Below are 24,708 nucleotides of genomic sequence, written 5' to 3' on the forward strand. Positions count from 1 at the left end.
AGAATAGTAAGTGAAGCTGGCTAGACAGTCGCTGCGTGTCCACACACGGAGAGGAAAGTCCGGGCTCCATAGAGCAGAATGCCGGTTAACGACCGGAGGCCGTGAGGCCATGGAAAGTGATACAGAGACTTAGACCGCCGATGTATTGTTTAGGCAATGCAGGTAAGGGTGAAAAGGTGCGGTAAGAGCGCACCGCGAAACTGGCAACAGTTTTGGCATGTTAAACCCCATTCGGAGCAAGACCAAATAGAGGAACGTTAACGTGGCTCGCGTTGTTCCTGGGTAGGTTGCTGGAACGACTGGGTAACCAGTCGTCTAGAGGAATGACTGTCCACGACAGAACCCGGCTTACCGGCCAGCTTCACCTCATCTTTTCTTAGCATTGTTAGAACCCCTCCAATATCCCATATTCTTCAAAAAAAACAGTGATTTGCTGGCTCTTAACTCTTGACCTCATGGTACTTATATCCTATAGTGGAAAAAAGTGGGAATTTATGGGAAATTCGATCTTTTTGGGCTAAAAAAAGGGGAGAAAGTGTTTCAAGGGCCATCATTAATCAGTTTGGATGCCAAAGGACGATTGGCAGTACCAACTCGTTATAGAGATGCTTTGCGTGTGCAAAGTGATGGTCACCTCGTGATTACTGCCCACCCCCACCGTTGTCTTCTTCTTTACCCCCGTTCTGCGTGGGAGCCTATTCGCGACGCAATCATGAAGCGCTCTGGCTTTGACCGTAATTCAACTCTTTTGCAGGGTTTGTTAGTGGGACATGCTGATGATGTGGAAATGGACGGTGCGGGTAGAGTCCTCATTGCCCCAGCCTTAAGGCGTTTTGCAGAGATTGACCGAGAAGTGATGATGTTCGGTCAAGGTAGTCACTTTAAGTTATGGAATCCACCGGCCTGGGAGGAGCAATTCAAAGAAATTGAGCGCTTGGGTGCTGACCTTATTCCGGCTGGTATGGAAGACTTTTCATTGTAATGAAGACCAATACAACTATTACTCATCCATCTCGTCATGTTAGTGTCCTGTTGTCTGAGGCCATTGAAGCGCTTCACATTGTGCCAGATGGTATTTATGTGGATGGCACTTTTGGACGAGGCGGACACAGTGAGGCAATCTTAAAACAGTTAAGTCCTCATGGCAGGTTAATTGCTTTTGATCGCGATCCGGCAGCAAGTGTCATAGCTCGGCAGTGGCAAGATCAGCGTTTGCAGTTTGTCCATGGGTGCTTTTCTGAGATGAATGAGCGGCTGCTTGGCTTGGGAGTGCAACAAGTGGACGGTATTTTACTCGACTTGGGTGTCTCCTCTCCGCAGTTAGATGAGCCTGAGCGTGGCTTTAGTTTTCGGTTTAATGGTCCTCTTGATATGAGGATGAACCCTGAGGCTGGCATGTCTGCCAAGGAATGGCTAAGTCAGGTGGGGGTACTAGATCTCACCCGGGTTATACGAGACTATGGTGAGGAGCGTTTTGCCAAACAAATTGCTCTAGCGATTGTGAACCAGAGAAATATAACCCCCATTGAAACCACACAACAATTATCTGATTTGATTGCCAGTATTGTAAAAAAACGTGAGCCAGGTCTTAATCCTGCTACGCGTACCTTTCAAGCTATCCGCATTTTTATCAATAAAGAATTAGAGGAGATTGAAAAGGTACTGCCGCAAACACTGTCTTTATTAAAGGAAAGTGGTCGGGTGGTAGTGATTAGTTTTCATTCTTTAGAAGACCGATTAGTAAAACAGTTTTTTAAACGTCACTCCTCTCCCCCTGAAATTCCTAGGGGGATCGCTATTGCTGAAGCACAAAGACCGCAGCCTAAATTACGCTTGATTGGTAAAGCCATTAAAGCATCTAGTGAAGAACAGCAAGCCAACCCAAGAAGCCGAAGTGCGATGATGCGGGTGGCTGAGAGGTGCGCGGCATGAATAGAATTAACTTTATACTCTTTATGGTGGTAGTGTTGATGGCTCTAGCTGTAGTCAATGCTCAACATCGTTCACGAGTGTTATTTATTGATTTACAAAAAGAGCGAGATTATGCTCTACAGCTCCACAATGAGTGGAATGAGTTACAAATTCAACAAGGATCACTGACTTCAAGTAAGCGTATTGAGGAAGGAGCGATACAAGAGTTACAAATGCATTCTCCTCTTCCTGGGAAAATAAAGCTGATCGTCTCATCAGCCTCCTCTGATCAAGGTGTTCCATGAGGTTCGACTCTAAACCCCAATCACGATTTAATTTTAAGCTTGAGGGATGGCGTTCGAGATTTTTACTTTTATTTTTAATGGGTTGGTTTGTGGTGCTAGTAGGTAGAGATATCTACTTACAAGGTTTTCATGCAAATTTTCTTAAACAAAAAGGGCAAGAGCGTTACAGCCGTGTTATTGATATTCCAGCTAACCGAGGAATTATTCGTGACCGCAATGGCGTCCCTTTGGCCATTAGCGTTCCCTCAGAGTCGATTTTAGCTAGCCGAGAAAATGTTGATATTGATGATCACCAAGAGAAAAAGCTGGCTGGTTTGTTGGGTATGGATGTGGATGAGCTCAAGCAAAAACTGGATGAAGGGAAACGTAATATCGTTTATCTGAAACGCCAGGTTAATCCAAGCGTAGCACAACAAATCATGCATCTCGATATAACAGGTTTATTTGCGCAGCGAGGCTATCACCGCGCCTATCCAAAAGGTGAAGAGGTGGCCCATGTGATTGGTTTTACCAATTCCGATGATATGGGTCAAGAAGGGATTGAGTTTGCCTATCAACGCTTTTTAGGGGGGCGCGATGGGGCTGAGAGAGTCATTAAAGATCGGGCTGGTCATATTATTGAGGATGAGCAAAATATACGCGTCTCAAGACCGGGTCAAGATATTACGCTGAGTATTGATTATCGTATTCAACATTTGGCTTATCGAGAGCTAACCCGTGCCGTAGAACTACACCATGCCGAGGCAGGCTCTGTGATTGTGGTGGATAGTCTAACAGGAGAAATATTAGCTCTTGCTAACTGCCCAAATTACGACCCCAATGACCGTCACCATCTCTCAGGGGCACAACTGAGAAATCGAGCATTAACGGATTCCTATGAGCCCGGCTCTACCTTAAAACCTTTTACCATAGCAACGGCTCTTGAGTTGGGTAAAGTTACTCCTGATACGGTAATCCCAACAACTGGCGGAGTCATGAGTATAGGTCCCGCCAAAATTCATGATACCCATCGCTCTGACGCGCTAACGGTGGCGCAGGTTATTCAGCATTCTAGTAATGTGGGAGCGGCGCGTATTGCTCTTTCTTTAGATAAAAAAGATATGTGGAATACCTTTACAGATGTGGGTTTTGGGTTGCCACCAAAGCTGGGTTTTCCGGGGGAGACGGGTGGTAAGGTGCGCCCTTATAAAACGTGGCGCCCCATCGAGCAGGCTACTATGGCATACGGTAACGGTATTTCAGTTAGCCTAACCCAATTAGCTCAGGCTTATACGGTTTTTGCTAACCATGGTGTATTAAAACCTTTATCCATTATTAAGGTTAATGGAGAAACGGTCGGTCGGCGGGTATTTTCACAGAAAACCGCTGATGAAGTGAAGAGTATGTTAGAGATGGTGGTTCAACCAGAAGGGACAGCCATTGAAGCGCAGGTAAAGGGTTATCGCGTTGCTGGAAAAACAGGCACAGCCCATAAGGTCAGTGGTCGTCACTATGGGAATCATTATATAGCCTCTTTTGTTGGCTTTGCTCCCGCCTCCAATCCGCGCTATATCATTGGCGTCATGATAGATGACCCAAAGGGCGCAGTCTATTACGGGGGAGAAGTGGCGGCCCCTGTTTTTTCTGTGTTAATGGGTAGTGTATTGCAAATGAATGCTGTTCCTCCTGACGCCCCGGGTTCTGGTGATTTCCATGTGATCACTAAAAATGATGCAGCGGAGGATACGTGATGATAAATAGTGTCAATCATCCACTCCCTCCTGGCCGCGGTAGTTTTAAACATACTGCGGCTCAATTGCATTCAGAACTCAAGATTCGTGAGTTAACCGCTGACAGTCGATCCGTTAAGTCTGGAGACACCTTTGTGGCCTATCAAGGAGATAGGCAGGATGGCAGAGACTATATTGCAGACGCCATAGAGCGAGGGGCTGGATCAATTATTTGGGATTCAAATGACTTTGTTTGGCCTGCACAATGGGCTCATGTGAAGCACCGCCCTGTGGCGCAATTAAAAGAAAATATCAGTGAATTGGCCAGTGTTGTATATGGCTCTCCCTCGCAAAAAATGAGAGTTGTAGGGGTAACTGGAACCAACGGTAAAAGTACTTGTAGCCTGTGGATCGCTCAACTTCTATCACTGCAAGCGGTATCTTGTGGCCTCATGGGTACCTTGGGCAATGGTATTTGGCCTCATCTGACAAGCTCAGTGAATACCACTTTAGATGCTATAGAGTGCCAAAAAAGGTTAAAGCAATTTAGTGAAGCGATGTGTAGAGATTGCGTCATGGAAGTATCTTCTCATGGCTTGGTTCAAGGGCGTGTCAGAGGTATCAATTTTATTGGTGCTGTGTTTACTAATCTTACTCGTGATCATTTGGATTATCACCTCACTATGCAAGCTTATGGAGAAGCCAAGGCCTTGCTGTTTCAAGCATGCGATTTAAAGTGGGCAGTGATTAATATTGATGATGAGTTTGGCCGAGAACTATTTGAACGCTATAAAAATATCATACCGAAAGTGATGGGTTATTCGGTAGTACCCACCGACGATCCGGCAGTTCTCTTTGCAGCAAACATTAAGTTAGATCTCTATCAAACCACCTTTGATGTGGTAGATGGGGGCGTCGCCCGCTCAGTGACTGCGCCGATTTTGGGACGCTTTAATGTGGCGAACTTGTTGGCAGTATTGGCAGCATTAAAATGTTTGGGTTTGAACCTGGATCAGGTCATTGCCTCTTTACCTAAATTGCAATCCCCCAAAGGCCGCTTGGAGAAAGTGCTGTTAAATCATGGGCCAGTGGTGGTGATTGATTATGCTCATACCCCAGACGCTTTAGAGCAAGTGCTACTTACCCTCAAAGAACTGATTCCTGAGCCACGAAAGTTAATTTGTGTGGTGGGTTGTGGTGGAAATCGAGATGCTGGTAAACGCCTGTTAATGGGAGAAGTAGCCGACAAGTTCTCGGATCAGGTCATCATTACTAATGACAATCCGCGTGATGAGGATCCTCTCGCAATTGCAGAGGCGATCCGTAAAGGGGTCGCCGTCAAGGAGGCTAAGATCATTCTTGATCGTCGCCAGGCGATAGAGTTTGCCTTGAATATGGCTACCCACAATGATGTGGTGCTGATTGCCGGGAAGGGGCATGAGACTTATCAGGAAATAAAAGGAATTAAATCATTTTTTAGTGACCATGAGGTAGTCAATCAATGGTCTCGCGGGAGAGGGTAATGAGTGAGCAGAATACGCCCATGATGAGCTTAGGTCAGTTAGCCCATTTCTTAAGGTTACCCCTTGATAGCTCATTGGACTCGCTGGAGGTTAACCGTATTTCTACGGATAGTCGGCGTATTGAAAAAGGGGACGTATTTATCGCCTTAGAAGGTGAACAATTTAACGGCCATGACTACGTTAGCCAAGCTCTTCATAAGGGCGCTGTGTGTGCGCTGGTGAATGAGCACTGGGTGCCGCCAGCGGACTTATCGAGTGCCTGTTTGTTAAAGGTGCAGGATACCTTAATAAGCCTTGGCCAGTTAGCTCATGTTTGGCGTAAAAAAATTAATCCATTTGTGATTGCTTTAACAGGAAGCAATGGTAAAACCACTGTTAAGGAAATGATGGCTTCCATTATGCGCGCTCATGCCCTGCAAATTGGTTACGAGGACAATGCAGTACTCGCCACGGAGGGAAACCTGAATAATGCCATTGGTGTTCCCTTAACGTTATTGGCATTGCGTTCCCATCATCGTTTTGCGGTGGTGGAAATGGGTATGAATCACACAGGAGAAATAGCCTACCTCTCAAAAATAGCTCAACCCGATATTGCCTTGATAAATACAGTACAACGGGCACACATTGGCCTGCTGGGTTCCATTGAAGCTATAGCCCAGGCAAAAAGTGAAATATTTGTAGGGTTGGATAAAGAGGGGGTTGCGGTATATCCAACGGATTTGTCTACCAGCTCAATTCTGGCGCAAGCGGCCAACCCTTACCGACAATTAACCTTTGCCATGGGCGCCGCCGCGGATATTACTGGCGCTATTAAGGGTGAAGATCTCACTGTCTCGGGTTTTGGGGAAACCTTGAGTGTGCGTTTACACATACCAGGCCGACATAACCGCGACAATGCTCTAGCAGTGACTGCGGCCTGTTTTGCGGCTGGGGTGAGAGCCAGTGAAATTATCCATGGTTTGGAGTCCTTCAGTGGTGTTCCAGGACGCCTTCAAGCTCAATTTTCTGCGCTAGGAGCCTTAGTCATAGATGATACTTACAACGCTAATCCTGATTCGGTTTATGCGGCGATTAATGTATTGAGTGAACGAGAGGGAAGGAAGATTCTGGTGTTAGGTGATTTGGGTGAATTAGGTCAATTTGCGCAAGAATTACATCAGGAAATTGGCCTGCGAGCAAAAGAATCCGGTATTGATAACTTGTACGTTGTAGGTCAACTGACCCATTACAGTGTTGCAAGTTTTGGGGTCAATGCACATCACTATGAGTCGGTGGAGGAAATTATTGCCGTACTCAAGCCGCAACTCAATAGCGAGACAACGGTATTAGTGAAAGGATCCCGTTTTATGCAGATGGAGCGAGTAGTTAAAGGGTTAATGCAATGATCAAAAAGAGATTACAGATATGTTGCTAGTACTGGCACATTGGTTAGGGACAACCATGGGGATTCATGGCTTTCATGTCTTTGAATACATCACCTTAAGAGCTGTGCTGGCCATGCTCACGGCGCTTACTTTGTCCTTTATGGTCGGGCCAGCTATGATTCGCCAGCTTACGGCCTATAAAATAGGTCAATCGGTAAGAGCCGACGGACCGCAGAGCCATTTGATTAAAAGTGGAACACCCACTATGGGCGGCGCTTTGATTTTAGTGGCGATTACGATTACTTCACTGCTGTGGGCTGATCTCACCAATCGCTATATTTGGCTTTGCCTGACCGTTTTAACTGGTTTTGGTGTGATTGGTTGGGTGGATGATTACCGTAAAGTCGTACATCGCAATCCCAAGGGATTATCAGCGCGGGCTAAGTTCTTTTGGCAGTCGGTCATTGCCCTGTGTGTGGCGATTTATTTAGCTAACATGGCAGTGAGTCCCGCTGAAACAGAACTGATTGTGCCGTTTTTTAAAACCATCCGATTACCTCTTGGCAATATCGGTTTCATTATTTTGACCTACTTGGTCATCGTAGGTAGCAGCAATGCCGTGAATTTAACCGATGGGTTAGATGGTCTTGCTATCATGCCTACCGCCATGATTTCCGCCGCTTTATCAATTTTTGCCTATGTGGCCGGTAATAAAATTTTTGCTGCTTATCTCGCTTTTCCAAGTATTCCCGGAGCGGGAGAGTTGGTGGTGTTTTGTGCAGCCATGACCGGAGCAGGCTTGGCCTTTCTCTGGTTTAACGCATACCCCGCAGAGGTCTTTATGGGTGATGTCGGGGCGTTATCCCTCGGGGCGGCTTTAGGGTTGGTGGCGGTTATTGTTAGGCAAGAAATTGTTTTATTTGTGATGGGTGGCGTATTTGTATTTGAAACGTTGTCGGTGGTGTTGCAAGTGGCCTCATTTAAATTAACGGGTAATCGTATTTTTCGAATGGCTCCGGTGCATCATCATTTTGAGTTGAAAGGATGGAAGGAAAATCAGGTGGTGGTTCGTTTTTGGATTATTACGATTATTTTAATTTTGGCTGGTTTGTCCACCTTAAAGATTAGGTAATTAAGATATGCAAACAGTATTTAACCCGCAACAAATAATCCTTGTGCTAGGTCTTGGCGAGACCGGTAGCTCGGTATTGCGTTGGTTACAACATTTCCCTGAGTTAACCGTTTTAGCGGCGGATACCAGAGAGCAAACGCCCCAATTAGAACGCTTACAAATGACTTTTAAAGAGGTTGTTTTCTATTGTGGTGAGGCGCATCTGGAAGCGATTAAGAAAGCCGATATCATTATTACTAGCCCAGGCATAGCACAGAGCTATCAGCCACTACGTGACGCCAAGCAACGCGGGGCTTCTGTCATGGGCGATGTGGAGATCTTTGCGCGAGTCATCGCAACCTTACCGCACAAACCTATTGTGATAGGAATTACAGGCTCCAATGGTAAAAGTACCGTAACCACCATGGTGGGAGAGATTTTAAAGCATGCGGGTTATAACACCGCGGTAATTGGTAATATTGGGACTCCAGTATTGGCTGTCATGAGCGAGATAGATGCCCTAGAAGCCTGCGTGATTGAATTATCTAGTTTTCAGTTAGAGAGTACCGATAATTTGTGGCTTGATGCGGCCACAGTATTGAACATCAGTGAAGATCATTTAGATCGATATTCAAGTATGGGCGATTATGCGTCGGCGAAAGAACGGATTTTTAAGCATTGTAAGCATCCGGTGGTAAACCGTGAGGACTCTTATTCCGCAGCCATGGGGCATAAGATTTCTGCGGCGCACTCTTTTGGCTTAAATCCGCCAGCTAATCATTTGCAGTGGGGTGTCACGCAAAATCAAGATGACGCTTGGATCAGTCTTGGTTCAACCCGGTATCTCAAGGTAAATAAGTTACCTCTAGCAGGTTCCCATAACGTTGCCAATGCCATGGCAGCACTCGCCTTAACTACGGCAGTGGGTGTTGATCCTACTCAGGCGTGCGAAGCTTTAATGAAATTTAAAGGATTACCTCATCGTGTTGAATGGGTGGCTACCCACCAGCAGATAACTTTTTACGATGACTCAAAAGGGACTAATGTTGGGGCCACCGTGGCCGCTTTAAAGGGCTTGTCGCAGAAGGTGGTATTAATTGCGGGTGGCGAGGGTAAAGGACAAGATTTTACCCCCTTGGGACCCGCCTTAAAAACCTATGGTCGCGCCTTGGTATTAATTGGCAGAGATGCCCCCTTCATTGAGCAGGCGACTCAGCACTGCGGGATACCTGTGGTCCATGCTAAGGATATGAAAGAGGCGGTGGTTCAATCCGTGGCTTTGGCAAAAGAAGGCGATGCCGTTCTACTGTCGCCCGCCTGCGCTAGTTTTGATATGTTTGATCATTATGAACATCGCGCTCAGGTGTTTATTCAGTCAGTGAAAGAAGTCATTGGAGAAAAGGTATGATGAAAAACATCGCTCCTCCTAAGCTATTGCGTTCTGAATACGATATGGCGTTACTTTGGACCATTCTGTCACTGCTGGCTGTGGGGGTCATCATGGTATATTCCGCCTCAATCGTGAGTGCGGAAGCTGATCGCCACACCGGCTATCATTCCAATTATTTTTTCATAAGGCAGCTAATGTATGTGGCGGCAGCCCTGATGACTGGCTTTATCGCCTTCCAGATTAAAGTTGAAACATGGCAAAGACTAGCTCCTTATCTCTTCTTTGCCGTGGGATTACCTATGCTGATACTGGTTTTGGTACCTGGTCTGGGCAAAGAAGTAAATGGCAGTCGTCGCTGGTTGTCTTTAATTGTTTTTAATTTACAACCCTCTGAGTTCATGAAGTTTTTTGTGGTGCTTTACGCTGCTGACTACACCGTTCGTAAAGCAGCCTTTATGCATAGCCTTACTAAAGGTTTTTTCCCCATGGGACTCATCATGATTTTAGTGGGCTATTTATTGTTAAAAGAACCAGATTTTGGTGCATTGGTGGTGATGACGGCCATTACCGCTTCAATTTTGTTTTTAGGGGGGTTAAATTGGCGTTTGTTTGTCATATTAATGCTCCTGTTGTCCGTGGCTTTTGTGGCCTTGGTGGTGATCTCTCCCTATCGCTTAAATCGTTTAATTTGGTTCTGGAATCCTTGGGCAGATCCTTTTGGTAAGGGGTATCAATTAACCCATGCCCTGATTGCGTTTGGTCATGGGGGATGGTTTGGCGTGGGGCTTGGGGCCAGTGTAGAGAAACAATTATATTTGCCTGAAGCCCATACGGATTTCCTCATGGCAGTGATTGCTGAGGAATTGGGTTTTGTAGGAGTCTTTATCACCTTGGGTTTATTTGTCTTTTTGCTGTGGCGTTCTTTTGCTATAGGACGCCGTGCTGCGGCGCTAGATCGTCATTTTAGTGCTTTGGTAGCGCAGGGAGTTGGCGTATGGATTGCGGTACAAACGATCGTTAATGTGGGAGTGAACATGGGGATGCTTCCCACTAAAGGATTGACTCTCCCCTTGTTGAGTTATGGTGGTTCTGGAATTGTGTCAAATCTCTTAGCCTTGGCGTTATTAATGCGTATTGATTATGAACTTCGTGTGTCTCCACGCGGGAGGTTGTCATGACAGAGCGCATAATATTTATTATGGCAGGTGGAACGGGCGGGCATGTATTCCCTGCTCTGGCTTTTGCCGATCAATTAAAACTGAAACAGTATCGAATTATTTGGCTGGGTTCTGAGCAAGGAATGGAGGCTAAATTAGTTCCACAAAGAAATTATCAATTAGAAAAGGTGGCTGTACAGGGAATGCGTGGCAATGGTTTAATGCGATATTTACGGGCACCATGGATGATGTTGATGGCCTGTAAAGCCGCTTTAGCACTCTATCGACAGTATCAACCTGTGTTGACCGTGGGCTTTGGAGGGTTTGCTTCTTTTCCAGGTGGAGTCGCTGCTAAGTGGTATGGTTGCCCATTAATCATTCATGAGCAAAATGCCGTGGCCGGTTTAACTAATCGCCTGTTGGCTTTGTGGGCTAAACAAGTGTTTACGGGGTTTCCAGGTGCATTTGAGCAACCGTCAAATAATCTATTGGCTCATCTTTTACCCAGACCCAATTCATCAACATGGATTGGTAATCCGGTCAGAACATCAATTGCAAGCCTTACAGATCCCCTTAAGCGCTATCAAGCTCGCCATGGCAAGCTTGTGTTGCTTGTGCTGGGTGGGAGTCAAGGAGCGCGAGCGTTAAATAGAGTTATTCCTGAGGCTATATCTAAACTTCCAGTGGACGAGCGACCCATGGTCATTCATCAAGGAGGAGCTAAACTATTTGAGGAGTTACAACAGTGCTACAGTTTTTATCAAGTACAGGCTCAGCTGGTGTCTTTTATTGATGACATGGCCGAGGTGTATCAACAAGCTGACCTGGTAATTTGTCGATCTGGCGCATTAACAGTAAGTGAAGTGGCTTGTGCTGGGGTAGCCAGTTTATTTGTTCCTTTCCCCTCAGCGGTCGATGATCATCAAACAATCAATGCGCAATTTTTAGAAGGTAAGCAAGCCTCCTACTTGATTCAACAAAAAAATTTAACGGTAGAGGGTTTGGTTAAGTTTTTAAAGCACCTTAATCGACAAGACTTATCTTTAATGGCAAAGCGCGCCTATCAACTCGCTAAAAGACAGGCCACAGATGAGTTGTGCCAGGCTGCTGAGGAAATGATTTATGCGTCATAAGGTACATCATATTCATTTTGTGGGTATTGGTGGCGCTGGGATGAGCGGCATTGCGGAAGTACTATTAAATCTAGGCTATGAGGTGACCGGCTCAGATCTGAATACTAACGCGGCAACCGAGCGACTGGCAGGGCTAGGTGCTCTGATCCGACAAGGTCATCATGCACATCATGTGGAAGGTGCGGATGTGGTGGTAGTCTCCACGGCGGTAGCAAAAAACAATCCTGAAGTGGTGCGTGCACGAGAGCAGAGAATTCCGGTAGTCCCAAGAGCCATGATGCTGGCAGAATTAATGCGTCTAAAGAAAGGCATAGCCGTAGCGGGCACTCACGGTAAAACTACGACCACCAGTTTAATTGCCAGTATCTTAGCCGAGGCGGATCTTGATCCCACTTTTGTAATTGGCGGTAAATTAAACAGTGCGGGCGCCCATGCAGCGCTGGGTAAGGGTGAGTTTATTGTGGCTGAAGCGGATGAATCGGATGCTTCCTTTCTCTTTTTACAACCAGTCATTTCAGTGGTAACCAATATAGACCAAGATCATATGGAAACCTATGATCATGATTTTGAAAAACTAAAAGATGCGTTTATTCAGTTCTTAGATCATTTACCTTTTTACGGTGTGGCCGTATTGTGCCTTGAGGATCCTGTGGTTAAAGAATTATTAACGCGTATTGAAAAGCCAGTGGTGACTTACGGTTTTTCCGATGAGGCAATGATTCAAGCCGTTGACGTGAAAGCCAACCAAGGTCAAATGAGTTTTGGCGTTCTACTTAAACCAAACCGGGTAAGACAAGAGACTCGTCGTCTTTCGGTGGTATTGAATTTACCCGGTCATCACAATGTATTAAATGCCCTGGCAGCTATTGCTGTGGCCCTTGAGGTAGGAGCTTCAACACCATCTATTATTAAGGCGTTAGAAAAATTTACTGGGGTAGGACGGCGTTTTCAACGCTATGGAGTCAGAATACTTCCGCAGCATAAAGGGTTATTTGATTTGGTCGATGATTACGGCCATCATCCGGTGGAAATGAAGGCAACTCTTGAAGCTGCTCGTGGCGCTTATCCACATCGACGCATCGTGTTGGCTTTTCAGCCACATCGCTATAGTAGAACAAGGGATTGTTTTGAAGATTTTGTGGAGGTTCTATCTCAGGCCGATGGCGTGATTTTATGTGATATTTATCCGGCGGGGGAAAGTCCTTTAACGGGTATAGATAGTGATCATTTAGCGCAAGCCCTAGAGCGTAAAAAAATCCATCAAAAACCTCTCCGTCATAGTGATTTGGCGACCCTCGCCCAAGTGTCGTTGGATTATTTGCAGGACCGGGACGTACTGATCACCATGGGCGCTGGAAGTATCGGTTTATTACCTCAGCAGTTAATGAAGTTAACTGAAGAGTTCATGACATCATGACTTACCTGAGCCCAGGATCCTTGAGAAAAAATGAACCCATGAGTGCGCACGTGAGTTGGCGTGCTGGGGGTAGTGCTCAGTTGTTTTATGTACCTTTAAACCGAGAGGATTTATTTGGCTTTGTACGCGAACATAGTCAGTCGGTTTTTCATGTGATGGGCTTAGGCAGTAATTTACTGGTCCGCGATGGAGGATTATCAGAAACTGTGATTCAAATGCATGGCGCATTAAAGGAAATAAAAATAATAACGCAATTAGCCCATGAATTGGTTTTAGAGGTCGAGGCTGGGGTTCCGGCGCCGAAGGTGGCGCGGACGGTGGCTAGACTGGGTTATCAAGGAGCCGAGTTTTTAGCGGGCATTCCAGGCACTATGGGTGGAGCCCTAGCCATGAATGCGGGATGCTATGGACACGAAACATGGGACTGCGTGCAGACGGTTGTCACCATGGATGAAGAGGGATGTTTTCACGAGAGAACGGCTGAGGACTATGACATCAGTTACCGGCATGTGGCATTAAAAAACTCATCAGAGTCACAAATCCCTCATCGATTGCAGCCAACCAATGAGTGGTTTATTGCGAGCAAGTTGAGGTTCATTAATGATCCCTTACGGCAGGGTCAGCGAATTATTAAAGAATTGTTAGCACGACGCGTAGCAAGTCAGCCACTTGGACAACCTAACGCAGGATCCGTATTTCGTAATCCACCAGAGGGTTTTGCAGCGCAATTAATTGAACAATGTGGTTTGAAGGGGTTACGTGAGGGGTCTGCTGAAGTGTCGCAAAAGCATGCAAATTTCATTGTTAATACAGGTAATGCGTGTGCCACCGATATTGAAAACTTAATTTATCGTGTTCAGCAAAAGGTCTGGGAGGAGTGCGGTGTCTCACTTCAGCCAGAGGTCAGAATTATTGGTAATACAAAAGGTTAAGGAGGAGGGTTTACTATGGCTGTTATTACATTACCAGGATGGCTACAGTTAGGACGCAATCACCGTCCCAAAAGAGATGACTTTGAGTTATCTCAACGAAGAAAGCGTCGTCAGTCTTCCATGGGTACCCGGGTTAAACCAGGCACTCAAACACAAAGTGTGGAAAAAATGAATTGGCTGAATGTGGCTACTCTAGTCACTAAATGTGCTATCGCTGGGGTATTGCTGGTGATGCTTTATGCCTTGGTCAGCTGGGGAATCAAACGGCCAATGTTTAATATACAGCGTATCCAGGTTACAGGTGACTTACAACAAGTGGATAAAGAATTAATCAGTAAACATATGCAATCCATGCCTGGCAATTTCTTTACCTTTAATTTACCCTTGGCTGCAAAAGAATTAAATTCAATACCCTGGGTGAGTCATGTACACTTACGTCGTTTATGGCCGAACGGGTTGGAGGTCAACATAGTGGAACATCATCCAATGGTTCGTTGGGACGAGCAGAGAATGTTAGATACAAACGGTCAGTTATTTGAGGCAGATTATACCGGTCATTTACCTCAATACTCGGGTCCTGATGGATCAGAGGTGGAAGTATTAAGAGAGGCTCAGGAATTTAACCGTCAATTAGCCCATATCCATCAACATATTGATCAGTTGGTTCTCTCTGAGCGAAGGGCTTGGACAATTAAGTTAGATAATGGATTAACTCTTTATTTAGGCCGCGTTAATATTCATCAGCGGTTAGGTAAGTTTGTGCAGGTTTTCCCGACCATTTTTGGTAATCAAGTGGAGCCAGGACAGTTGGTTGATTTAAGATATGAAAGTGGCTTTGCTTTGCGCCTAGCCAAAGATGAATCGGGAGTGGGGCAATGATGCAAAAAAATCGCGACCAACGTAGTTTGATCGTTGGGCTTGATATTGGGACCTCTAAAATTGTGGTTATTGTTGCAGAGATCCTACCTGAAGGAGGATTTGATGTTATTGGGATTGGTCAACATCCTTCTAAAGGACTTAAAAAAGGAGTGGTGGTTAATATTGAGGCAACGGTGAACTCAATTCATCGCGCCATAGAAGAAGCTGAGTTGATGGCTAATGTCAAAATTAGTGAAGTGATTACCGGTATCGCTGGCAGTCATATTAAGAGCTTTAATTCTCATGGTATGGTAGCCATTAAAGATAAAGAAGTTGCCGAGGACGATATTGAAAGAGTGCTTGAAACAGCTAGGGCTGTCAGTATCCCAACGGATCAGCAAATACTCCATATTTTAACGCAAGAGTTTATTATTGACGGACAAGAGGATGTTAAAGAGCCTATCGGTATGAGTGGTGTTCGTCTCGAGGTGAAGGTTCATATCGTAACAGGCGCTGTCTCTGCGGCTCAGAATATTATGAAATGTGTAAGGCGCTGTGGTCTTGAGGTACGTGATTTGATTTTGCAGCCCCTCGCCTCCTCAGTGGCTGTGTTAACGGAAGATGAAAAGGATTTGGGGGTATGTTTAGTGGATATTGGTGGTGGGACCACTGATATCGCGGTATTTATTGGTGGAGCAATTCGCCATACGGCCATTATTCCTATAGCCGGTGATCAGATTACCAACGATATTGCTATGGCCTTAAGAACCCCAACCAAGGATGCTGAGGAAATTAAAATTGCCCATGGTTGCGCCCTTCGCCATTTGGCAGATGCAGACCAATTATTGGAAGTTCCTGGGGTGGGTGATCGGGGATCAAGACAAATGTCAAAACATACTTTGGCTGAAGTGGTAGAACCACGGGTGGAAGAGTTGTTTTCTTTAATACAAGCAGAACTCAGACGCAGTGGCTTTGAAGAGCTTTTATCCTCTGGCATTGTGCTAACAGGTGGTGCCAGTTTGATGGTAGGAATGCTGGAGTTGGGTGAGGAGATTTTCCATATGCCAGTTCGTGTGGGGACTCCTAACTATCAAGGAAGTCTTGTTGAGGTGGTAAAAAATCCAAGGTTTGCCACGGCCATGGGGCTTCTTTATTCAGGGGTAGAGCAACATCAAAAAGAGCAAGTGTCTCGCTCTCACATCACCTCTTTTGCACAAATCTACGAACGAATGAAAAATTGGTTTAAGAGTGCGTTTTAATTAGGTAAAATCTACAGAACAATTAGGAGAATAAAACATGCCATCTTTTGAAATTCTAGAAAATCAAGCGCTCGAAGCCGTCATTAAAGTTATCGGAGTGGGGGGGTGCGGTGGTAACGCGGTGGAGCATATGGTGTCACGCGGTGTATCGGGTGTGGAATTTATTGCTATGAACACAGACAGCCAAGCTTTGAAACGTAGTAAAGCCACGCATTTACTGCAGTTGGGGCAGTCAATTACTAAGGGACTAGGAGCTGGAGCTAATCCAGAAGTAGGCCGTCAGGCAGCATTGGCTGATCGCGAACGGATTGCTGAAATGATTCAAGGTGCTGACATGTTGTTTATCACCGCTGGCATGGGCGGTGGAACGGGAACAGGTGCAGCGCCTGTGGTGGCGGAAATTGCGAGAGAGTTGGGTGTTTTGACTGTGGCGGTGGTGACTAAACCCTTTGATTTTGAAGGCAAGCGCATGAAAGCTGCCCTTGATGGGATCACTCAGTTGGCGCAAAACGTCGACTCCCTCATTATCATTCCTAATGCAAAACTCATGGATGTGTTAGGTGAAGACATTACTATGTTAGAGGCCTATGAAGCGGCAAACGACGTACTCAAGGGGGCGGTGGCAGGGATTGCTGAAGTGATTAATTGTCCTGGGCTCGTCAATGTGGATTTTGCGGACGTTAAAACCGTGATGTCAGAGATGGGAGTGGCGATGATGGGCTCAGCCATGGCTGCCGGTATTGATCGCGCCCATATTGCGGCTCAACAGGCTATCGCAAGCCCGCTGTTAGAGGATGTGAATTTGGCGGGAGCAAGAGGGGTGTTGGTGAATATTACCGCCGGTACCAATATGAAATTAAAAGAGGTTCATGATGTCATGAATACTATTCGCTCCTTCACCGCTGACGACGCCACGGTGATCTTTGGTAGTGTTGTGGATGAAACCATCGGTGATTCTCTGCGTGTGACCATTGTGGCCACTGGTCTGGGTGAGCCTGTTAAACGTATGCAAACACCTCCCATCCGCATTGTGATGACCGGGACCGATGGCAACCCAATTGATGAGGAATATGACACTCCTATTCGTCGCGGGCGCAGTTCTACGGTGGATGCTTTAAAAGAAACGGGCATGGATGTGTATGATATTCCAGCATTTTTAAGAAAACAGGCGGACTAATAACTCGGATGGTGGCATGTTGAAGCAACGAACCATTAAGTCTTCGGTACAAACCGTAGGGATAGGACTACATACGGGGGTGAAAGTCAGCCTCACGCTACGTCCTGCCCCCGTGGACACGGGGATTGTATTCGTTCGCTCGGACTTACCTGATGCCCCAACTATTCAAGCCTTAGCGCACCACGTGACTGATACCAGACTGTCTTCTTTAATTGAGCAACATCAAGCTAAGGTGAGCACCGTTGAGCATTTGATGTCGGCACTAGCAGGGTTAGGGGTTGATAATCTGTATATTGATATTACCGGTCCAGAAGTCCCTATTATGGATGGGAGTTCGGGGCCTTTTATCTTTCTGATTCAATCTGTAGGGCTCATGGAGCAGGTCGCCTTAAAGAAATACATATTAATTAAGCAAGTAGTGGAAGTTAAAGAGGGTGATAAGTTGGCTCGTTTTGAGCCCTATCCTGGCTTCAAAGTCACCTATGAGGGACAGTTTAATCATCCTGCATTTAAGGATATGGGCTCGTCTGTGACAGTAGACTTCGCTCAGACTTCTTATGTTCAGGAAGTGGCTAGAGCGAGAACCTTTGGTTTTACTCAAGATGTGGAAAAGCTTCGATCCATGGGCTTGGCCTTGGGTGGGAGCTTAGATAATGCCATTGTTATGGATGAGTTTCGGGTGTTAAATGCGGATGGCCTGCGGTTTGCCGATGAATTTTTGCGCCATAAAATCCTCGATGCTATTGGCGATCTGTATTTAATCGGTCACCCCTTGTTAGGCAGTTTCATTGGTCACAAATCAGGTCATGCGCTCAATAATGTTGCGGCTCGAGCATTACTGGATAACGAGTCTGCCTGGGAGTTTGTGACCTTTGAGAGCAATAGAACTCCCCCTACTGCTTTTATAGAGCCTCTGGTGGATTTAAACACACAGCCTGTTTTCTAAGGTTTTCGTCTGTGATGGGTAAGTAGTTTTTGTAGTGCTTCAGCCACCGGTCCTTTTTTCATTCTCATTACGCTTTGCTCAAACAAGGCGAGGGTGTCACTGCTCAGTGACTCATTGGCCATGGATATTCTTTCAATGTGAGGGGCGCTGGGTACCATCTTAAACTTGATGGAAGTAATATGAGGGAATTGCGCTTGTATTTGTCCCAGTAAGGAGGTCTCAAGCTGCCTTAATTTATTGAACACTGCGTTATGGGTACTACACACTAACAGCACCTGTTGGTCAAGATTGGCAACATAATTCAGATCGCGCCAAGGCTCAGGCAATAAATTCTGCCAATAGAGCTCGATTTCCCTGATCAATTTAGCTTTATTTTGCCATTGTTGCAGGTTATTTTCTTGATTAAGTAAATTGCCTAATGATCTAGAGTTCATCAGGGTATTGTATCTGGTAAAATCATAGTTTTGTTTAACAGGCGTTTAGGCCCATGATCACTCAATTCCTAAAAAAGATTTTCGGCACACGTAACGATCGCTTACTCAAGCAGTATTATAAGGTCGTTACTAAAATTAATGCCATAGAACCCTCTTTGGCTTCTTTATCGGACGAGGCGTTAGCACAAAAAACACCAGAATTCCGTCAGCGTTTAGAACAAGGTGAAACCTTGGATGATCTATTGCCAGAAGCCTTTGCCGTGATGCGTGAGGCAAGTAAGAGAGTATTAGGTATGCGTCATTTTGATGTTCAGCTGATCGGCGGCATGGTGCTTCATGACGGAAAGATTTCAGAAATGCGCACGGGCGAGGGAAAAACCCTAGTTAGTACTCTACCCGCTTACCTTAATGCGCTCTCCGGTAAAGGAGTACATATCGTAACGGTAAACGATTATTTGGCTAGACGTGATGCTGAATGGATGGGGAGAGTGCATCGTTTCTTGGGGGTAAGTGTTGGCGTTAATCTGTCACAAATGACCCATGAAGACAAACAGATGGCCTATGGCTCCGATATTACCTATGGCACGAATAATGAGTTTGGTTTTGATTATCTGCGTGACAATATGGTGGGTAGTCCTGAGGAGAGAGTGCAACGTGGTTTAAATTTTGCCATTATCGATGAGGTGGATTCTATTTTAATTGATGAGGCCAGAACTCCTCTCATTATCTCAGGGCAGGCTGAGGATAGCGCTGACCTTTATATAAAAATTAATCAACTGGTTCCTCATTTAGTCGCCCAAAGCGCTGAGGAATCAGATGGGGATTACTTTGTTGATTTAAAAGCTCATCAAGTGATGCTCTCAGAAGCCGGCCATGAAAAAGCAGAACAATTACTGATTAGTATGGGGCTGCTAAACGAAGGAAGCAGCTTATATGATCCTAGTAATATTATTTTAATGCATCATGTTTATGCGGCCTTACGAGCCCATGTACTCTATCACCGTGATCAACATTATGTGGTTCAAAATGATGAAATCATTATTGTGGATGAGTTTACCGGTCGTATGATGCAAGGTAGACGTTGGTCTGAAGGCATTCATCAAGCGGTGGAAGCCAAAGAAGGCGTGGCCATTCAAAATGAGTCGCAAACTCTGGCTTCAATTACTTTTCAAAATTACTTCAGACTCTACGGTAAGCTCTCAGGCATGACGGGGACCGCTGACACAGAAGCCTTTGAGTTTCAGCATATTTATGGCTTAGAAACAGTCGTGATTCCCACCCATCGTCCTATGGTGAGGCAGGACCGAATGGATCAAATTTTTAGAAGTGCCCGTGAGAAATACCAAGCCATGATTAAGGATATTGAGGACTGTCACCAGCGCGGACAACCTGTCTTAGTGGGTACTACCTCCATTGAAAGCTCCGAATTATTGTCTCATTTTTTAAATGAAAAAAAACTGCCACATCAAGTATTAAATGCTAAGCAACATGCTCGTGAGGCAGATATTGTGGCGCAAGCAGGGCGACCTGGTGTGATCACCATTGCCACCAATATGGCTGGGCGTGGGACAGATATTGTACTAGGGGGCAATGTTGAGAAAGACTTGGCTGCGGTCGCTACAGATGAAACGCTCACGGACGAGCAAAAAAGTCAGCAAATTAAAGCGCTGAAAGAGACGTGGCAGACGGTTCATGACGCGGTGTTGACCGCGGGTGGATTACATATTGTGGGTTCTGAAAGACATGAATCACGACGAATTGATAATCAGTTACGTGGACGGGCAGGTCGTCAAGGAGACAAAGGATCCACTCGCTTTTACCTGTCCCTAGAGGATCCTTTATTGAAGATTTTTGCCGCGGATCGCGTGGCCTCCATTATGGACCGATTGAAAATGCCTGAAGGGGAAGCTATTGAGCATCCATGGGTAACACGCGCCATAGAAAATGCACAGCGAAAAGTTGAGGCACGCAACTTTGATATGCGTAAGCAGTTACTTGAGTACGATGATGTGGCCAATGATCAACGTAAAGTTATTTATTTTCAACGTAATGAAATACTCGAGTCCAAAGATATTGCTGAAACTATTACAGCCATGCGAGTTGCTGTGTTAACTGATGAATTTAGACGTTATGTTCCAGAGAATATGACAGAGGAACAATGGGATTTGGCGGGATTGTCCCAGTCGTTAGAGCACGACTATGCTCTTACCTGCGATCTCTCTGGGTGGCTAAAGGCTGAACCTGATTTAAGTGAAGAGAGTTTATTGCAAAAAATTATTACTTTCTCTCATGAGCGCTACCAAGAAAAGTTTCAGATTGTCGACGCGAGTGCACTTCATGCTTATGAGCGATCAATACTGTTACATACCATTGATAAATATTGGCGTGAACATTTGGCAGCTTTGGATCATTTGCGTCAAGGGATTCACCTTAGAGGGTATGCGCAAAAAAATCCAAAACAAGAATATAAACGAGAGGCTTTTGAGTTGTTTTCAACCATGCTAGATGGGATTAAGCGGGATGTGACCCAAGTGTTGTGTCGCGTTGAAGTGAGCATGCAAAGTGAAGTAGAAAAAGCGGTAGAGCAAGAAACTCAGGCGCTTCAAGTGAGCAATGTGCAATATCATCACGCTGATTACGACGAAGCCTTAGCGGGTAATGATGATGATCTTTCCGTCAACATTGGCGCCGAGGAGGCTTTAACTTATCGCCGGGAAGTCCCTAAGGTGGGACGCAACGATCCTTGCCCCTGTGGGTCGGGTAAGAAATACAAGCAGTGTCATGGGCGTTTGGCTTAGTGCACTTTTATAAGACTGTAAAGGGGAATTGTATATGGCAGTGAATCTTAAGGAACCAGAGCCTTCGAGTCTTTATCCTGTGGATGGGGTTTTATTAGGCTACCATGAGGCGGGAATTAAAAAAGCTAATCGTAAAGATTTACTGCTGATCACTTTTTCTGAGGGGACAGTGGTTGGTGCTGTGTTTACACAGAACCGTTTCTGTGCTGCGCCTGTTACCCTATGTAAAGAGCATCTTCTGTCGACCCAGCCACGGGCGCTTATAATCAATACAGGATGCGCCAATGCTGGAACAGGGGAGGCGGGTTACGAGGATGCTATCACTATTTGTCAAGCAGTGGCTGATCAGTTATCGCTACCGCGTGAGGCAGTGCTGCCCTTTTCTACGGGGGTGATTTTAGAGCGTTTACCTATGGTGCCCTTGTTAAATGGGATCAAACCGGTTACCACGACGTTGGCTGATAACAATTGGTATCATGCAGCGCACGCTATTATGACAACCGATACGGTGGCTAAAGCCTATTCTAAAAAAATAACAGTCGATGAGGTGGTGGTAACGATCACGGGAATTGCCAAAGGGGCAGGCATGATTCATCCTAATATGGCCACCATGTTAGGGTTTATGGCGACCGATGCCAATATTGATCAGTCACTCTTGCAGCAATTAGTCAAAGAGGTTGCGGACCTTTCCTTTAATCGTATCACTGTGGATGGAGACACCTCAACCAATGATTCGTTTGTGGTGGCAGCCACAGGCAAAGCCAAGATGTCGCCCATTACAGATGGCAAGAGTAGAGCTTACGCTATCCTCAAGGAAGGGTTAATTGAAGTGGCCAGTTTCTTAGCGCAAGCCATTGTGCGGGATGGGGAGGGAGCCACTAAATTTATGTCAGTGGTAGTGGAAAATGGGAAAAGCCAAGAAGAGTGTCTAAAGGTGGCTTACGCCATTGCCCATTCTCCCCTTGTTAAGACAGCGTTTTTTGCACAGGATCCTAATTTAGGAAGAATTCTGGCTGCTATTGGTTACGCTGGAATTAATGATTTAGATGTGACGCAGTTAAAGCTTTATTTAGATGATGTGTTGGTCTCTGAGTTTGGAGGGCGAGCAGCAAGCTATCTTGAGGAGCTGGGTAAACATGTCATGAAGAAATCTGAAATCATGATCCGTGTGGTGTTAAACCGAGGTGTGGTGACGCAAACGGTTTGGACCTGTGATTTTTCTTATGATTATGTTCGTATTAACGCCGATTACCGTAGTTAAATGAGTGATCCTAATCAGAATATGGACTCTTTGATTAAGCGATTGGATCGCTTGATTGAACTCGTATCCGCTTCTTTACCGGGGCAGGTCAAGGACATTAATTGGCAGCAGACCAGCGTGGCGCGTTGGCGTATTCAACAGAACGGTCAGGGATTTTTTGAGGCGGTCAGTCGCTTACCGACAATACAGTTAAGAGATCTACAGGAAATCGATGATCAAAAACAACGTTTGTATCACAACACCCAGCAATTTGTGTTGGGAAGAGGGGCCAATAATGTGCTTTTAACTGGAGCACGGGGCACTGGTAAATCCTCCCTTATTAAAGCCGTAGTGAATGAATTTAAACAGCAAGGACTGCGCTTGATTGAGGTGGATAAAGAGCATTTGTTGGACTTACCTGACATTGTGGATGCCTTGGCGCCCCACCCTCAGCGTTTTATTATTTTTTGTGATGATTTGTCTTTTGAAGCCAATGAATCAGGCTATAAAATGTTGAAGACCGTATTGGATGGTTCAGTGAGTGAAACGCCGCAAAATGTATTGATTTACGCCACCAGTAATCGCCGTCATTTAATGCCAGAATTTCTTTCAGATAACCAAGAGGTCAGTCATCTTAAGGGTGAAATTCACCCTGGGGAGACTATCGAAGAAAAAACATCCTTGTCAGATCGTTTTGGTTTGTGGATTTCCTTTTACCCTATGGATCAAGAGGCGTATCTCACGATTGCAACACATTGGGCGACCGCCTTGGGTGCCGAAAAAGTCAATACGGAAGAGTTTAGAATGGAAGCTCTGGCTTGGGCCTTAATGAGAGGATCCAGAAGTGGACGCAGCGCTTGGCAATTTGCCAGAGACTGGTCTGGACGTTTGAGCTGAGGGGGGAATGCCATGAGTGGGCCTATTGAGGTGGTGGTGGGTATAGTGGTCGATACCAAGGGTCGTTATCTGATGGCGCAACGACCGGCGGGGAAAGTCTATGAGGGATATTGGGAATTTCCTGGCGGGAAGGTGGAGCCTGGGGAGTCTTGTTTTCAAGCGCTGTATCGTGAACTTGAAGAAGAGCTGGGAATTCAAGTAACGCAATGCTCCCCATGGTTTAGTGACACGTTTGTCTATCCCCACGCCCATGTTCGATTAAGTTTGTTTAGAGTGACTCAATGGCAAGGTCAACCTGAGCCCTTAGAGAATCAAAAGTTGGCTTGGCAAGGATGGGGGGAAGAGGTAGTGAGCCCTATGCTGCCTGCTAATCAAAAAATCTTAAATGCCCTACAGTTACCAGTGGTCTATGGCATCACTGATGGTCAACAGATGACAGAGCCGGAGTTTTTAGAATCCTTAGAACGTGCCTGCTTTAGAGGTTTAAGATTAATTCAGTTAAGAGAGAAAGATTTACCGCCTGAGTTATTATACAAGCTGGCTGAAAAAGTGATGGTTATCGCCAAGCACTACTCAGCCCAAGTACTTATTAATTCTTCCATGGAAATTGCTCAAGCGGTGAAGGCCCATGGTGTCCATTTAACTGCTCAACAATTAATCAGCTTAACGGCACGCCCAGATTTTCCGATAGTGGCTTGTTCCTGCCATAATCAAATAGAGCTTCATTATGCACAGCGCTTGGGCTGTGACTTTGCTGTGCTGGGACCTGTTCAAACCACCCAGACTCATCCCGAGCAGTTGCCCTTGGGCTGGGAGCAGTTTACAAACCTAATTCAAAATTGTAGTTTTCCAGTCTATGCACTGGGTGGAATGCAGAGCTCTATGCTTACCCATGTCTTCTCCTGCCATGGCCAAGGAATCGCTTCTATGAGCCATATTTGGCGGGATAACACGCCTATTGCCAATCGTTTTCGGTCAGATCTGTGTTGACCGTCTTGGGTACTTATTGAGTGATGATAGGGTTTTTCAGAAAACGACTAAATCCCTCAGAATTGCTGGTGTTGCCCAAGTTTCTCTATGCTAATACAGCACCGTAGGCCACCCCTTACCCTCGACTAAGGAGCCTGCTACTTTTTTCCTTAACTTT

Annotated in this window: 21 protein-coding genes and 1 other RNA gene; 21 read left to right on the forward strand and 1 reads right to left on the reverse strand. The window is 45.7% G+C overall.

Features of this window, described 5'->3' with window-relative positions; all coding sequences use genetic code 11:
* The first annotated feature begins 12 nt into the window (after nucleotides 1-12).
* The 17 genes from rnpB to lpxC all read left to right on the forward strand — a co-directional run bounded on the left by rnpB (nucleotide 13) and on the right by lpxC (nucleotide 18,192).
* Nucleotides 13-367, forward strand: an RNA gene (rnpB, locus tag FERRO_RS05020) — RNase P RNA component class A.
* Between the two features lie 168 nt (nucleotides 368-535).
* Nucleotides 536-982 carry a division/cell wall cluster transcriptional repressor MraZ gene (gene mraZ, locus FERRO_RS04205; RefSeq protein WP_056929801.1) on the forward strand — a complete coding sequence of 149 codons (447 nt, stop codon included), beginning with the start codon at nucleotides 536-538 and terminating at the stop codon, nucleotides 980-982.
* The gene (gene rsmH / locus FERRO_RS04210) at nucleotides 982-1,932 is read left to right on the forward strand and encodes a 16S rRNA (cytosine(1402)-N(4))-methyltransferase RsmH (RefSeq protein ID WP_056929589.1); all 951 of its coding nucleotides are present in this window, start codon (nucleotides 982-984) and stop codon (nucleotides 1,930-1,932) included. The genes mraZ and rsmH overlap by 1 nt, the downstream gene beginning before the upstream one ends.
* On the forward strand, nucleotides 1,929-2,216 hold the full coding sequence (gene ftsL, locus FERRO_RS04215) for a cell division protein FtsL (RefSeq protein ID WP_056929590.1): 288 nt from the start codon (nucleotides 1,929-1,931) through the stop codon (nucleotides 2,214-2,216). The genes rsmH and ftsL overlap by 4 nt, the downstream gene beginning before the upstream one ends.
* Nucleotides 2,213-3,946 carry a peptidoglycan D,D-transpeptidase FtsI family protein gene (locus tag FERRO_RS04220; protein ID WP_056929591.1) on the forward strand — a complete coding sequence of 578 codons (1,734 nt, stop codon included), beginning with the start codon at nucleotides 2,213-2,215 and terminating at the stop codon, nucleotides 3,944-3,946. Before ftsL ends, FERRO_RS04220 begins: the two co-directional genes overlap by 4 nt.
* Complete coding sequence (locus FERRO_RS04225; protein WP_056929592.1) at nucleotides 3,946-5,448, forward strand: UDP-N-acetylmuramoyl-L-alanyl-D-glutamate--2,6-diaminopimelate ligase; 1,503 nt, start codon at nucleotides 3,946-3,948, stop codon at nucleotides 5,446-5,448. The genes FERRO_RS04220 and FERRO_RS04225 overlap by 1 nt, the downstream gene beginning before the upstream one ends.
* Entirely contained in the window at nucleotides 5,448-6,833 is a 1,386-nt protein-coding gene (locus FERRO_RS04230) for a UDP-N-acetylmuramoyl-tripeptide--D-alanyl-D-alanine ligase (protein ID WP_204374737.1), read from the forward strand. The genes FERRO_RS04225 and FERRO_RS04230 overlap by 1 nt, the downstream gene beginning before the upstream one ends.
* A 19-nt stretch (nucleotides 6,834-6,852) precedes the next feature.
* Nucleotides 6,853-7,944 (forward strand): phospho-N-acetylmuramoyl-pentapeptide-transferase, encoded by a 1,092-nt coding sequence (gene mraY / locus FERRO_RS04235; protein ID WP_056929593.1) that lies wholly within the window; start codon nucleotides 6,853-6,855, stop codon nucleotides 7,942-7,944.
* 7 nt (nucleotides 7,945-7,951) lie between these two features.
* Entirely contained in the window at nucleotides 7,952-9,331 is a 1,380-nt protein-coding gene (murD, locus tag FERRO_RS04240) for a UDP-N-acetylmuramoyl-L-alanine--D-glutamate ligase (RefSeq protein WP_056929594.1), read from the forward strand.
* On the forward strand, nucleotides 9,331-10,491 hold the full coding sequence (ftsW, locus tag FERRO_RS04245) for a putative lipid II flippase FtsW (RefSeq protein WP_446718616.1): 1,161 nt from the start codon (nucleotides 9,331-9,333) through the stop codon (nucleotides 10,489-10,491). The genes murD and ftsW overlap by 1 nt, the downstream gene beginning before the upstream one ends.
* Nucleotides 10,488-11,603 carry an undecaprenyldiphospho-muramoylpentapeptide beta-N-acetylglucosaminyltransferase gene (gene murG, locus FERRO_RS04250; RefSeq protein WP_056929596.1) on the forward strand — a complete coding sequence of 372 codons (1,116 nt, stop codon included), beginning with the start codon at nucleotides 10,488-10,490 and terminating at the stop codon, nucleotides 11,601-11,603. The genes ftsW and murG overlap by 4 nt, the downstream gene beginning before the upstream one ends.
* A complete protein-coding gene (murC, locus tag FERRO_RS04255; protein WP_056929597.1) occupies nucleotides 11,593-13,020 on the forward strand; it encodes a UDP-N-acetylmuramate--L-alanine ligase in 1,428 nt (475 codons plus the stop codon). Before murG ends, murC begins: the two co-directional genes overlap by 11 nt.
* The gene (gene murB / locus FERRO_RS04260) at nucleotides 13,017-13,952 is read left to right on the forward strand and encodes a UDP-N-acetylmuramate dehydrogenase (protein ID WP_056929598.1); all 936 of its coding nucleotides are present in this window, start codon (nucleotides 13,017-13,019) and stop codon (nucleotides 13,950-13,952) included. Before murC ends, murB begins: the two co-directional genes overlap by 4 nt.
* Nucleotides 13,953-13,967: 15 nt before the next feature.
* Entirely contained in the window at nucleotides 13,968-14,831 is an 864-nt protein-coding gene (locus FERRO_RS04265) for a cell division protein FtsQ/DivIB (protein WP_056929599.1), read from the forward strand.
* On the forward strand, nucleotides 14,831-16,069 hold the full coding sequence (gene ftsA / locus FERRO_RS04270; protein ID WP_056929803.1) for a cell division protein FtsA: 1,239 nt from the start codon (nucleotides 14,831-14,833) through the stop codon (nucleotides 16,067-16,069). Before FERRO_RS04265 ends, ftsA begins: the two co-directional genes overlap by 1 nt.
* A 37-nt stretch (nucleotides 16,070-16,106) precedes the next feature.
* Nucleotides 16,107-17,246, forward strand: coding sequence for a cell division protein FtsZ (gene ftsZ, locus FERRO_RS04275; protein WP_056929600.1), 1,140 nt, complete (start codon nucleotides 16,107-16,109; stop codon nucleotides 17,244-17,246).
* Between the two features lie 16 nt (nucleotides 17,247-17,262).
* Nucleotides 17,263-18,192 (forward strand): UDP-3-O-acyl-N-acetylglucosamine deacetylase, encoded by a 930-nt coding sequence (gene lpxC / locus FERRO_RS04280; protein WP_056929601.1) that lies wholly within the window; start codon nucleotides 17,263-17,265, stop codon nucleotides 18,190-18,192.
* Here the strand turns inward: lpxC and FERRO_RS04285 are convergent.
* The gene (locus tag FERRO_RS04285) at nucleotides 18,189-18,626 is read right to left on the reverse strand and encodes a DciA family protein (protein ID WP_056929602.1); all 438 of its coding nucleotides are present in this window, start codon (nucleotides 18,624-18,626) and stop codon (nucleotides 18,189-18,191) included. The genes lpxC and FERRO_RS04285 overlap by 4 nt on opposite strands.
* 53 nt (nucleotides 18,627-18,679) lie before the next feature.
* On the opposite strand from FERRO_RS04285, the gene secA reads away from it, so the two are divergent.
* From secA to FERRO_RS04305, 4 genes are read left to right on the forward strand one after another with little or no spacing between them, the layout of a single operon-like run.
* Complete coding sequence (gene secA / locus FERRO_RS04290) at nucleotides 18,680-21,424, forward strand: preprotein translocase subunit SecA (protein WP_056929603.1); 2,745 nt, start codon at nucleotides 18,680-18,682, stop codon at nucleotides 21,422-21,424.
* A gap of 34 nt (nucleotides 21,425-21,458) precedes the next feature.
* The gene (argJ, locus tag FERRO_RS04295; protein WP_056929604.1) at nucleotides 21,459-22,685 is read left to right on the forward strand and encodes a bifunctional glutamate N-acetyltransferase/amino-acid acetyltransferase ArgJ; all 1,227 of its coding nucleotides are present in this window, start codon (nucleotides 21,459-21,461) and stop codon (nucleotides 22,683-22,685) included.
* Nucleotides 22,686-23,561, forward strand: coding sequence for an ATP-binding protein (locus FERRO_RS04300; RefSeq protein ID WP_056929605.1), 876 nt, complete (start codon nucleotides 22,686-22,688; stop codon nucleotides 23,559-23,561).
* Between the two features lie 12 nt (nucleotides 23,562-23,573).
* A complete protein-coding gene (locus FERRO_RS04305; RefSeq protein ID WP_056929606.1) occupies nucleotides 23,574-24,551 on the forward strand; it encodes a Nudix family hydrolase in 978 nt (325 codons plus the stop codon).
* Nucleotides 24,552-24,708 lie beyond the last annotated feature (157 nt).

Source organism: Ferrovum sp. JA12, from assembly GCF_001431705.1.
GTDB lineage: Bacteria > Pseudomonadota > Gammaproteobacteria > Burkholderiales > Ferrovaceae > PN-J185.